The following is an 11,972-nucleotide window of genomic DNA, read 5'->3' as shown; positions in this document are numbered from 1 at the left end:
ACGAAGGGTTGAAGCCCTTCCGGCAGTGCCACCGGTACCGGGTGCGTGATGACAAATGTCCCGGGGCAGGCCGGGGTCAGGCCGCAACGACGTCGGGGGCGCGGGCGGCGCGGCGGAGGCCGTAGAGCGCCAACCCTGCGGCGGCGACCAGCGGGGCGCCGTCGCGGACCAGGCCGTCCACGCCCAGCAGCCACCAGCACAGCGGCAGATCCACGGCGAGCACGACCAGGGTCACGCCGACCAACAGGCCCCGCGCCCAGTCCTTGCCCCGCATCAGGAACGCGGTGCAGAACAGCACCGCGTAGCTGGCCACGATGCCGGCGCCGAACCAGAGCAGCACGGCCGGTAGTGCGGTCAGCCGCCCGTCCAGGATGGATCCCCCGGCCACCAGGGCCGGCACCAGCATCAGGGGGCTGTAGGTGAACGCCGCCACCCGGCTGGTCAGCAGCCAGGCGCTGGCCTGCGGTCGGCGCGGAGGGGTCTCCCGCCAGGAGACGCCCTCGCGGTCGATGACGAGGCGGGGCCGGTGCCGGACCAGGTGCCCGGCCAACGCCGACGAGCGGTACAGCAGCCAGACCACCGCCACACAGAGCGCGCTGAGCACGGCGAAGCCGAGCAGGCCGGGCAGCGGCGGCACCCCCTGCCGGGGCACGATCAACCGGCCCACGGCGAAGACCGTGGTGACCGCGAGGATCAGCCCGAACGGGCGAGCCACCGTTCGACCCCGGCGCACGTGCCCGATCAGCAGCAGGAAGCCGAACGAGCGCAGCATCGCCCAGCCGGTCCGTACGGCCAGCCCGAAGCCCTGCTCCGGGGCGTACCACCAATTGAGCAGCTCGACCACGACGGTGGCCGCCGCCGTCGTCGCGAGCAGGAAGGTGAGCACCCGGACGGCGGACGGCCGCCGGACCTGGGTCTCGGCGGCCGTCGTCATGGGATCCGTTGTTGCCCGCGAGGGGCGCTCTTCACACCTACCGCTGCGGCTGTGCGGCGTCGAGGCGGGCGCGCAGCGCGTCCAACTCGGCCCAGAGCACGCCCGGCAGCTTGTCACCGAACTTCTCGAACCACTCGGTGATCATCGGGAGCTCGTCGCGCCACTCGTCCGGGTCGACCTTCAGCGCGATCCGGACGTCCTCCGGGGTCATGTCCAGGCCCTCGACGTCCAGCGACTCGGGCGTCGGCACCATGCCCACCGGCGTCTCGACCGCGTCGGCCGTGCCCTCGATCCGCTCGACGACCCACTTGAGCACTCGGGAGTTCTCCCCGAAGCCCGGCCAGAGGAAGGAACCGTCCGGGTCCTTGCGGAACCAGTTGACGTAGTAGATCTTCGGCAGCTTCGCCTCGTCGCCGTCGGTGCCCTTGCCCATCTCGATCCAGTGCCGGAAGTAGTCACCGGCGTGGTAGCCGATGAACGGCAGCATCGCCATCGGATCCCGGCGGACCACGCCGACCGCGCCGGACGCGGCGGCCGTCGTCTCCGACGAGAGCGTGGCACCCATGTAGACGCCGTGCACCCAGTCGCGGGCCTCGGTCACCAACGGGATGGTGTCCTTGCGACGGCCACCGAAGAGGATCGCGTCGATCGGCACGCCGTTGGGGTCGAAGTACTCGTCGGCGAGGATCGGGCACTGGGTGATCGGGGTGCAGAACCGGCTGTTCGCGTGGGAGGACAGGCCCTCGCTCTCCGGCGTCCAGTCGTTGCCCTTCCAGTCGATCAGGTGCGCCGGCGGCTCTCCCATGCCCTCCCACCAGACGTCACCGTCATCGGTGAGGCCCACGTTGGTGAAGACGGAGTTGCCCCGGTCCAGGGTGCGCATGGCGTTGGCGTTGGTCTTCCAGTCGGTGCCGGGCGCGACGCCGAACAGGCCGTACTCCGGGTTGACGGCGTAGAGGCGGCCGTCCGGGCCGAACCGCATCCAGGCGATGTCGTCGCCGATGGTCTCGACCTTCCAACCCGGGATGGTCGGCTCCACCATGGCCAGGTTGGTCTTGCCACAGGCCGAGGGGAACGCGCCGGCGATGTGGTGGACCTTGCCCTCCGGCGAGGTGATCTTGAGGATCAGCATGTGCTCGGCGAGCCAGCCCTCGTCGCGACCCATGACGCTGGCGATCCGCAGCGAGTAGCACTTCTTGCCGAGCAGCGAGTTGCCGCCGTAGCCGGAGCCGTACGACCAGATCTCCCGGCTCTCCGGGAAGTGCGAGATGTACTTGGTCTCGTTGCACGGCCAGGCGACGTCCTGCTGGCCGGGGGCGAGCGGGGCGCCGATCGAGTGCAACGCGTGCACGAAGTCCGCGTCGTCGCCCAACGCCTCGAGGACGCGGGTGCCCATCCGCGTCATGATGCGCATCGAGGCGACCACGTACGGGCTGTCGGTGATCTCGACACCGAACATCGGGGACTCGGCCTCGACCGGACCCATGACGAACGGGATGACGTACATGGTCCGGCCCCGCATCGAGCCGCGGTACAGCTCGGTCATCGTCCGCTTCATCTCCGCCGGCGCCATCCAGTTGTTGGTGGGGCCGGCGTCCGCCTCGTCGACGGAGCAGATGTAGGTGCGTTCCTCGACCCGGGCGACGTCCGTCGGGTCGGTACGCGCGTAGAACGAGTTGGGCTTCTTCTCCGGGTTCAGCCGGATCAGCGTGCCGGCTTCGACCAGCTCGTCGGTGAGGCGGCGCCACTCCTCGTCGGACCCGTCCACCCAGACGACCCGGTCGGGGGTGGTCAGTTCCGCGACCTCACGGACCCAGGCGAGCAGTTTCGGATGGGACGTCGGGGCCTGATCAATACCCCGCACAACAGCCGGAGCAACCATGACACATCTCCTTGTGGTCGACGCTGACCGATCTATGGGATGCACGAGACTCAGCGGCGCGATGCGTCGCCTTCGTGGAAACCTGGGATTGGCCTCAGCGTAAACCGGGCAGCCTTCCGAGTCAGTGGGACTGGTTGTGAAGAACTGCACAAGCTACGGCCACGCTGCGGCATCACGATCTGATACCCGCTTTCCTGCGCAGTTTCACGCAAATCTTGTTGTGCACCCCGGCGGACGCTTGTGGCGGTCGGGCCGTGGACCTGCCCCGCCGACCGGTGCGTGGATTCCCGTTCCGAGGCGCGTCAGTCCTCCGAATTGGTTACGCTGCGTACGACGGTTTCGCACACGGTGATCAGCTGCGCCGGGCGACCACGCCCGCTTGCCATAGCTCCCCCTCGGACTGGCCCGGAGCCGGTAGGCTCGCTCCGTGGCCGCCACGATGACCGGGGAGCAACCGGGTCCCCGGCAGACCCGACCGGGTCTGGTTGGCAAGCTGCTGGACCGATTCGGTCACCTCGTCCGCGAGATGAGCAAGTTCGCCACCGTGGGCGGCGTCGCCTTCCTCGTCGACTTCGCGCTCTTCAACTACCTGACGAGCACGCGCGACGTCGAGCAGCTGACGGCGAAGACGATCTCGACCATCATCGCGGCCTCCGTCGCCTTCGTGGGCAACCGGTTCTGGACCTGGCGGCACCGCCAGCGCAGCAACCCGGCCCGCGAGTACGCGCTGTTCTTCTTCTTCAACGTCGTCGGTCTCGGCATCGCGGTGGCCTGCCTCGCGATCAGCAGGTACGGGCTCGGCAGCGTCTGGCCGGCCGTGTTCCAGACGACCCTGGCCGACAACGTCGCCAGCTACATCGTCGGCACGGGCCTCGGCACGCTGTTCCGATTCTGGTCGTACCGGCGGTTCGTCTTCGTCGAAGCGGGAACCCGGACCGTTCCGCAGGTAAGACCCGACCCCGACCGCAGGGCGTGACCTGCCGCTCACCCCGTTTGGCCGGTGATCGCCGGTCACACCGACTGCCCTAAGGTGTTTCGCATGCGTCTTGTCCGCCTGCTGCCTGAGCGCTGGCAGAAGTTCATCCACGAGGCGCTCAAGTTCGGCATCGTCGGTGGCATCAACACCGTCATCAATTACGCAGTGTTCAATGCCCTTGCACTGACCGTTTTCGTCAATGGTCAGTTGAAGGCGACGGTGATTGCGACGGTCGTCGCCACGATCACGTCGTACCTCATGAATCGGCACTGGACGTACCGGGATCGCCCGAAATCGGCGATGCGCCGGGAGTACGTCCTTTTCTTCCTTTTCAACGGGGCTGGCCTGCTCATCGAGCTGGGCGCCGTGGCGGCGGCCAAGTACGGCCTCGGCGTTCACGGCCTGCTGGCACTGAACGTGGCAAAGACCGCGGGTGTCCTGTTGGCCACGCTGTTCCGGTTCTGGTCGTACCGGACCTTCGTGTTCCAGCCCGTCGCTGTCGCCGACGACGAGGCGAAGCCCGAGCCCACCTGGCACGACATCCCCCGCGACGAGTGGGACACGATGGCCGAGATGGACCCGGTCGCCGAACTGGCCGAATCCGTGTCGGAGCTGGAGGAGGCGGAGTCCGCGCGACGTGCCGACCCACCGGCCGGCGCGCCCACCCAGGGCCGCCCCCGGTTGAGCGTCAGCCCCGCCGCCGACCTGGACGCGGAGCTCGCCGCGGAGTTGCACGTCAGCACCCGCCGCGCGCCCCGCCGGTGACGACACCCGACGCCCGCTCCGGCACCGGGCAACCCGCCGAGCTGTTCTTCGAGGATCTTGTCCCGGGGCTCACCGTCGACCTCGGTGTGGTCACCGTGGATGGCGACGAGATGGTCGCCTTCGCGCGGCGCTTCGACCCGCAGTGGTACCACGTCGACGCCGACCTGGCCGGGGCCAGCCGGCACGGTGGGCTGATCGCCAGCGGCTTCTACACAGTCAGCCTGTTCATGCGCGCGTACGTCGACCACCTGCTGTCCCGGGCCGCCGCGGACGCCTCCCCCGGCCTGGAGGAGCTGCGCTGGCTCGCCCCCGTGCGCGCCGGTGACCGGCTCGCCGTTCGGGTCGACGTGATGGGCGCCCGGCCGTCGAGCGCCCGCCCGGGGCTCGGTACCGTCAGCCTCACCGGCACCATGCTGCGTCTCGGCCCGGACGATCGGCCCGAGCAGGAGGTGCTGCGGACCCGCTTCCGTGGCTGGTTCGCCGTCCGCCCAGGCGACGCCGACGCGCCTGACGCCGGCCCTGACGAAGCCGACGCGCCCGACCCGGCCGAGGCCGACGCGCCCGAGGCCGACCCAGCCGAAGCCGACGCACCCGGCAGCGGACCGTCCGACGCCGGCAAGCCGGTGGGTGGGCCGCCGGACGCGGGCTCGGCCGAGACTGGCCCGGAGGGACCCGCCAACGGCCCACCCCGGGCCGAACCACCCGGCTGACCCGCCCCGACACACTGCGGCGGCGGGCCGCCGAGGCACCCGACCCGGATCAGGTCGTGGTGTCCCGCAGTGGCTTGCCGTCCTGCATGTCGGCGAGCATGTCGCGCATCTCCCCGTCGCCGAGCGAGTGCTTGTCGTGTTGCGCCTCGACCAGCTCGTACAGGGTGGTCTGCACCCTTCCGACACTCGGCACGTCGGCGAGCACCGACTGGCCGCGTTCACCTGCCGACTCGATGGTGAGCGTGCCGCAGCCGAGCAGACGTTCGACGAACCGCTGGTTCATCGCGTGGTCGTTGACCCGGGTGAGCGGAAGGTCGCGCCGGTCGCGGGAGAAGACACCCTGCTGGATCAGCACCCGCTCATTGGTGAACAGGTAGTGGGTGGTACGCCAGACCAGAAACGGCCACAGCCCGAGCCAGAGCACCCCGACCAGGGCGATCACTCCGATCACGGCCAGCGCGACCGAACCGCCACCGCTCTCGGGCAGCAGGAGCACGCCGACCACCACCGCGGCGATGGCCAGCACCAGCACCGCGATCGGCCGGATCAGCGCCTTCCAGTGCGGGTGCAGATGGAGCACGACATGCTCGTCCGCGGTGAGCACGTCTTCAGGAAACGCCACGACAACCTCCATCGCCATTTTTCCGACGCGCAGACGGTAAACCCCCAGGCCCCACCACGACATCCGCCGCGCGGCCCCACCCGCTGTCCATGATCTTGCACGTGTTTCGAAAAGGGGTGGTGGTCAGCGCAGGTGCAGGACGTCTCCGGCGGCCAGGGTTCGGGCGCCCGTCGGCGTGGTGAGCTGAAGTTGGCCGTCCGGGTCCACTCCGGTGGCGGTGCCGATCACGGTCTCGCCGTCGGGGAGCAGGACGCGTACCTCACGGCCGATCGTCGCGCAGGCCGCCAGGTAGGCGTCGCGCAGGCCGCTGGCGACCGCGTCGCCACCCGCCGAGCGCCAGCGGTCGTACCAGTCGGCGACCGAGCGCAGCAGTGCCCGCAACAGGGGGTCCCGGTCGGTCGCCGCCGCACCGGCCAACTGCAACGAGGTGGCCGGTAGCCCGGTCGGATTCACCGGCAGCTCCTCGGCGCGCAGCGTCACGTTCAGCCCGATGCCGAGCACGATGGCCGGCGGTTGGTCCGGCGCCCGTCCGGGCACCGCCTCGGCCAACACGCCCGCGCACTTCGCGTCGTCGATCAGCAGGTCGTTGGGCCACTTCAGGGTGGCGTCCAGCTCCGCCAGCCGGGCCACCGCCTCCACCAGCGCCACGCCGGCCAGCAACGGCAGCCACCCGTACCCGGGGGGTGTCACGGGTAGCCAGTCGCGGTCCGGCACGGCCACGCCGGGCCGCAGCAGCACGCTCGTCGCGATGCCGGCCCGGGGCGGCGACTGCCAGACCCGACCGCGCCGGCCGCGCCCGGCGGTCTGCCGCTCGGCCACCACGACCAGACCCTCGGGTTCGCCGGCCCGGGCCGCCTCGGCCGCGTCGGCGTTCGTGGAGCCGGTCTCGGCGTGCAACTCCAGGCGGGTCCACGGCCCGTTCGGCGAGACCAACGCGCGACGCAGCCGCGCCGCCGACAGCGGCGGACGGTCCAGATCGGTGTACGGGGAGCCCGACATTCCGCCAGCCTACGGCGGTGGCGGCGCCGACACTGAGGGGTACTGCACAGCGGCACCGACCTGAACCATCGTTATATTCCCAGGGTGACTACCGAGACCGGGACCAACATCCACAGCACCGCGGGCAAGCTGGCGGACCTGGAGCGCCGGGTCGACGAGGCGGTGCACGCCGGGTCGGCCCGCGCGGTCGAGAAGCAGCACGCGCGGGGCAAGAAGACCGCCCGCGAGCGGATCGGGATGCTGCTCGACGAGGGCTCCTTCGTCGAACTCGACGAGCTGGCCCGGCACCGGTCCACGGCGTTCGGGCTGGAGCGCAACCGCCCGTACGGCGACGGCGTGGTCACCGGCTACGGCACTGTCGACGGCCGGCAGGTGTGCGTGTTCGCGCAGGACTTCACGGTCTTCGGTGGTTCGCTCGGTGAGGTCTTCGGCGAGAAGATCGTCAAGGTGATGGACCTGGCCATGAAGATCGGCTGCCCGGTGGTCGGCATCAACGACTCCGGCGGCGCCCGCATCCAGGAGGGTGTGGTCTCGCTCGGCCTCTACGGCGAGATCTTCTTCCGCAACGTGCGGGCCTCCGGCGTCATCCCGCAGATCTCCCTGGTGGTGGGACCCTGCGCGGGGGGTGCGGTCTACTCCCCGGCGGTCACCGACTTCACCGTGATGGTCGACCAGACCTCGCACATGTTCATCACCGGCCCGGACGTGATCAAGACGGTGACCGGCGAGGACGTCGGCATGGAGGAGTTGGGCGGCGCCCGCACGCACAACACGCGCAGCGGCAACGCGCACTACCTCGCCACCGACGAGGACGACGCGGTCGACTACGTCAAGGCGCTGCTGTCGTACCTGCCGTCGAACAACCTCGACGAGCCGGTGGTCTTCGACGCGCCCGCCGACCTGGCGATCAGCGACGAGGACCGGGAGCTGGACACGCTGATCCCGGACTCGGCCAACCAGCCGTACGACATGCACACCGTGCTGGAGCACGTCCTCGACGACGGGGAGTTCCTGGAGGTCCAGCCGCTCTACGCGCAGAACATCGTGGTCGGCTACGGCCGGGTGGAGGGCCGCCCGGTGGGCGTCGTCGCCAACCAGCCGATGCACTTCGCCGGCACCCTGGACATCGCCGCCTCGGAGAAGGCCGCCCGGTTCGTGCGCACCTGCGACGCGTTCAACATCCCGGTGCTGACCTTCGTGGACGTGCCCGGCTTCCTGCCCGGCACCGGCCAGGAGTGGGACGGCATCATCCGCCGGGGCGCCAAGCTCATCTACGCGTACGCCGAGGCCACCGTCCCCAAGGTCACCGTGATCACCCGCAAGGCGTACGGCGGGGCGTACGACGTGATGGGCTCCAAGCACCTCGGCGCGGACCTGAACTTCGCCTGGCCCACCGCCCAGATCGCCGTGATGGGGGCGCAGGGCGCGGTGAACATCCTCTACCGCTCCGAGCTGGCCAGCGCCGAGGACCCGGCCGCGATCCGGGCCGAGAAGATCGCCGAGTACGAGGACACCCTGGCCAACCCGTACGTGGCGGCCGAGCGCGGTTACATCGACTCGGTGATCGCACCGCACGAGACGCGCACCCAGATCGTCCGGGCGCTGCGCGTCCTGCGCACCAAGCGGGAGACCCTGCCGCCCAAGAAGCACGGCAACATCCCGCTCTGAGCGGGTGGCCCCTGCTCGCTTGATCCGCGCAACTTCGGGGAAAGTGCTGCCTCCCGGCACCGGGAGGCAGCAACATCCCTGACGTTGCGCGGATCAAGAAGGGTCAGCAGGCCGGGTTGGCCTCGGGGCACAGTCGCCGAGCGGCCGTCCGGCCCAGCGCCTCAAGATCCGCGTCGCCCAGGCCCAGGCCCGGGTCGGGCACCAGCACGGTGACCAGGTCGCCGACCCGGACCACGACGGTCATCCCCACCGGGCTGGAACGCTGGAGTGTCCTTCCCGAGGCCGGGCCACGGGGGGCGAACGGCACATGCCGCACCAGAATCGACTCGTCACCGGCGAAGTTGCTCGCCGCCGTCTCCCAGGCGTGCTTGCTCTCGTTGGGCGTCGTCTCGCCCGCGGCGACGACGTTCTCGACGACATGCCACTCGGGGCAGGCGTCGAGCAGCGCCCTCAGGTGAGTGAAGAGTCGCGCGCTCACCAACGGATCGACCCGGTAGACGTCCTGGCTGAGTTCGACCCTGGTCGGTGCCCTGCCGGCCCCCGTCGGCGACAACAGGGTCTGCGACCGCGAGTAACGGGAGTACGCGGGGACCGCGGGCAGGCCACGACTGTCGCCGCACCTCTGCAGCGTTGGATCCAGTCGGACGACCTCACCGAGGCCGGCGTCGCCGAGCTGCACGGCGCCTTTCACCGGCACCTCGGTGACAGCCAGCAGGGCGTCGAGGGGGATCTCCGCCCGGGCGGGGCTCTGCGTCGCCACAGGCACGGCGGTAGTAGGCGGAGCCGACGTGCGCTCCGTCAGGGCGTATGCCGGGCCGGTCACCGCCGCGAGCACCGCGACCGCCGCGAACGCGGCCGTGCGACGCCTACGCCTGCGGGCCGTCGCCCGGATCTCCTCCGGCTCCGGCCACCTGACGTCACGCAGGTCCCGGTGGACCCGTTCGACGAATGCCAGGTCGTCGTCACGCATCGGTAGCCTCCTCCAGGTCAGAGACGGCGAGCAGGCCGGCGAGCGCGGTGCGCCCCCGGGACAGTCGAGCCTTGACGGTGCCCACCGGGGCCGCGGTCTCCCGCGCCACGTCGGCGACCGGCATGCCGACCAGGTAGTACAGGGCGATGGCGACGCGTTGCTCCTCGGGCAGCCGACGCAGGGCCGCGACCACCTCGACGGTGTCGGTGCCCGGGCCGGGAACGCTCTCGGTGGCACCGTGCCGCAGGTACGCGCGGGCCCGGCTGCGCAGGCTGCGCCAGCGGCTGACCGCGACCCGGCTGGCCACCACCCGCACCCACGCCTCCGGATCGTCGTACCCACGGACCGTCGACCAGCGCTGCCACGCCCGGATGTACGCCTCCTGCACGGCGTCCTGAGCCTCGACCCGGTCCCCGGTCAGGGCGTAGACGAACCCGAGCAGCCGTTGCCGGCTCCCCCGGTAGAACTCGTCGAACTCGTCGACGTCCGGCACCCGTTGCCTCCCCGTGTCGGTCGCAGGGAACACGCGCCGGGCCGGGTCATCGGTTGCCCCGATCAGGAGATCATCTTCTCCAGTTCGGCGAGCGGGAACGCGCCGGCCGCGATCCGCTCCCGCACCGCCCGACGTACGGCCCGCTGCACGGCGACGTTGGCCGGCGTCGGCACGCCATGCAACCGGCCGAGCAGCGCGATCTCACCGTTGAGGTGGTCGACCTCGGTCGAGCCGGTGCCCCGGGCCAGGCTCTGCCAGGTGGAGCCACCGGAGCGGGCCTCGCCGTCGACCGGGCGCTGCTGCACCAGGTCGCCGCGTTCGGCCTTCTCCTCCGGCGGGGACGTGTGCGCGATCCCGGCGGCGGCGAGCGCGGCGACACCCTCGGCGCGTACCCGCTCGGCCAACGCCTCCGGGATGTCCCGACCGAGCAGCGCCTGGAGGCCGTTGCCCAGATTGCTGAGCAGCTTGCCGTACTTCCAGCGCAGCACGTCCTCGCGGACCGGCGCGACGAACCCGGCGGCGCTCAGATCGGCGGCGATCGCCCGGTCGGTGTCGTCGGCGCCCTGGGGGTAGCGCCCAATGTGGAGCATCCCCGGGTGCGGGTAGCCGTTCGCCACCACCACGCCCGGGTCCAGGTGGGTGGCCGGCAGCCAGACGCAGACCGGGTGCACGTCGGCGAAGAGCCGCAGCGCGGCCCGCTCGTTGGCCACCCCGTTCTGCGCGGTCACCAGCGGCAGACGTTCGCCCGCCGTGCCACCGCCGGCCACCGGCGCGTCCACCCAGGCGGCCAGCGCGCCGGCGGTGTCCTGCGACTTCACGGTGAGGATCAGCACGGTGTCCGCCGGCAGCGGCTGGTCCGTGGGCCGGTCCACCGCCGCGAGCCGGGCGGTGACCTCGCCGTCGGGCTGCCGCAGGGTCAACCCGTGCGCCCGGATCGCGTCCAGGTGGGCGCCGCGGGCCACCACTGTCACGTCCCGGTCGGCCTGGGCCAGCCGTACGCCGATGGTCCCGCCGACCGCACCCGCCCCGATGATCACGTATCGCATGGCCTCATTCTGCCCGCCCCCATCCCTCCCGCCGTCGATCATGGAGTTGTGGTGCCTGACTGCGGGGGTATTGCGGCTTTCGCGGCCCACCACAACTCCATGATCGACCCGTGCGGAGGTCGGTTTTAGAGCGCCAGGCCGGCGCTGGTGAGGATGGGGCCGGTCAGCAGCAGGGCGCCGGCGACCAGGGCGGCCAGGTTGACAAGCGCGAAGACCCCCACCCAGAAGAGCGGCGGGAACGGGGTGAGCCCCGCGAGTTGGTCGGCGTCCGAGGCGGGCATCCGCCCCCGCGACCGCAGCCGTTGCAGCTCCACCACCGGTCGCACCCCACCGAGCAGCAGGAACCACACCCCGACGTACGCGAACGCGGCCTGGACCTGCGGCGGGGCGTACCACGAGACGGCGAACACCAGCGCGCCGGTGACCAGCAGCGACACCACTCCGAAGACGTTGCGGATCAGGACGAGCATGGCCAGCAGCAGCGCCACCGCCACCCAGAGCAGCAGGGTGATCCGGTTGCCGCCGAGCAGCCAGGCACCGGCCAGCCCGACCAGCGGCGGGGCGACGTACCCGGCGAGCAGGGTGAGGATCATGCCCGGCCCGGTGGGACGGCCGGCGGAGAGCGTCAACCCCGATGTGTCCGAGTGCAGCCGGATGCCGCGCAGCTTGCGCCCGGTGAGCAGAGCGACGAGCGCGTGCCCGCCCTCGTGCGCGATGGTGATGGCGTTGCGGGCGATCCGCCACGGCAGCCGGGTGGACACCACCACCAGCGCCACGGCCGCGGTGATCAGCACCAGCAGCGGGGGCGGGTCCGGCTGAGCGCCGAACAGCGTGTCCCAGGTCTCGCCCAGCCCGTCGATCGACATCATGGGGCGCGAGCCTACCGGCGGCGTTCCGTGTCACTCCC

The 11,972-nt window shown here is 70.9% G+C and carries 12 protein-coding genes; 4 read left to right on the top strand and 8 right to left on the bottom strand.

Features of this window, described 5'->3' with window-relative positions; all coding sequences use genetic code 11:
• Nucleotides 1–76: 76 nt before the first annotated feature.
• Nucleotides 77–934 (bottom strand): hypothetical protein, encoded by an 858-nt coding sequence (locus tag AB0C01_RS27435; RefSeq protein ID WP_357572496.1) that lies wholly within the window; start codon nt 932–934, stop codon nt 77–79.
• Nucleotides 935–971: 37 nt separating this feature from the next.
• The gene (locus tag AB0C01_RS27430; protein WP_357241620.1) at nt 972–2,816 is read right to left on the bottom strand and encodes a phosphoenolpyruvate carboxykinase (GTP); all 1,845 of its coding nucleotides are present in this window, start codon (nt 2,814–2,816) and stop codon (nt 972–974) included.
• A 427-nt stretch (nt 2,817–3,243) separates the two neighbouring features.
• Here AB0C01_RS27430 and AB0C01_RS27425 point away from each other — a divergent pair, with 427 nt between their 5' ends.
• From AB0C01_RS27425 to AB0C01_RS27415, 3 genes are all read left to right on the top strand, one after another.
• Nucleotides 3,244–3,792, top strand: a complete 549-nt coding sequence (locus tag AB0C01_RS27425; protein WP_357572495.1) for a GtrA family protein — start codon at nt 3,244–3,246, stop codon at nt 3,790–3,792.
• A gap of 63 nt (nt 3,793–3,855) precedes the next feature.
• Nucleotides 3,856–4,557 (top strand): GtrA family protein, encoded by a 702-nt coding sequence (locus AB0C01_RS27420; RefSeq protein ID WP_357242386.1) that lies wholly within the window; start codon nt 3,856–3,858, stop codon nt 4,555–4,557.
• Nucleotides 4,554–5,267 carry a MaoC/PaaZ C-terminal domain-containing protein gene (locus tag AB0C01_RS27415; RefSeq protein WP_357572494.1) on the top strand — a complete coding sequence of 238 codons (714 nt, stop codon included), beginning with the start codon at nt 4,554–4,556 and terminating at the stop codon, nt 5,265–5,267. Before AB0C01_RS27420 ends, AB0C01_RS27415 begins: the two co-directional genes overlap by 4 nt.
• Before the next feature lie 49 nt (nt 5,268–5,316).
• On the opposite strand, the gene AB0C01_RS27410 is transcribed toward AB0C01_RS27415, so the two are convergent.
• Nucleotides 5,317–5,889: a PH domain-containing protein gene (locus AB0C01_RS27410; protein WP_357241614.1), complete on the bottom strand. Its 573-nt coding sequence runs from the start codon at nt 5,887–5,889 to the stop codon at nt 5,317–5,319.
• A gap of 123 nt (nt 5,890–6,012) precedes the next feature.
• A complete protein-coding gene (locus AB0C01_RS27405) occupies nt 6,013–6,888 on the bottom strand; it encodes a biotin--[acetyl-CoA-carboxylase] ligase (RefSeq protein WP_357241611.1) in 876 nt (291 codons plus the stop codon).
• 84 nt (nt 6,889–6,972) lie between these two features.
• Between AB0C01_RS27405 and AB0C01_RS27400 the strand changes: the two genes are divergently transcribed.
• Nucleotides 6,973–8,556 carry an acyl-CoA carboxylase subunit beta gene (locus tag AB0C01_RS27400; RefSeq protein ID WP_357241608.1) on the top strand — a complete coding sequence of 528 codons (1,584 nt, stop codon included), beginning with the start codon at nt 6,973–6,975 and terminating at the stop codon, nt 8,554–8,556.
• Nucleotides 8,557–8,659: 103 nt separating this feature from the next.
• On the opposite strand, the gene AB0C01_RS27395 is transcribed toward AB0C01_RS27400, so the two are convergent.
• The 4 genes from AB0C01_RS27395 to AB0C01_RS27380 form a co-directional block, all read right to left on the bottom strand.
• Entirely contained in the window at nt 8,660–9,526 is an 867-nt protein-coding gene (locus tag AB0C01_RS27395; RefSeq protein WP_357572493.1) for a hypothetical protein, read from the bottom strand.
• On the bottom strand, nt 9,519–10,019 hold the full coding sequence (locus AB0C01_RS27390; protein WP_357241602.1) for a sigma-70 family RNA polymerase sigma factor: 501 nt from the start codon (nt 10,017–10,019) through the stop codon (nt 9,519–9,521). The genes AB0C01_RS27395 and AB0C01_RS27390 overlap by 8 nt, the downstream gene beginning before the upstream one ends.
• Nucleotides 10,020–10,081: 62 nt before the next feature.
• A complete protein-coding gene (locus AB0C01_RS27385) occupies nt 10,082–11,065 on the bottom strand; it encodes a 2-dehydropantoate 2-reductase N-terminal domain-containing protein (RefSeq protein ID WP_357572492.1) in 984 nt (327 codons plus the stop codon).
• 125 nt (nt 11,066–11,190) lie between these two features.
• A complete protein-coding gene (locus AB0C01_RS27380) occupies nt 11,191–11,934 on the bottom strand; it encodes a M50 family metallopeptidase (protein ID WP_357572491.1) in 744 nt (247 codons plus the stop codon).
• Nucleotides 11,935–11,972 lie beyond the last annotated feature (38 nt).

This window comes from Micromonospora sp. NPDC048905, assembly GCF_040649655.1.
Lineage (GTDB): Bacteria > Actinomycetota > Actinomycetes > Mycobacteriales > Micromonosporaceae > Micromonospora.
Note: the sequence above shows the minus strand (reverse complement) of the source record. Positions and strands in the feature narration are given on the sequence as shown.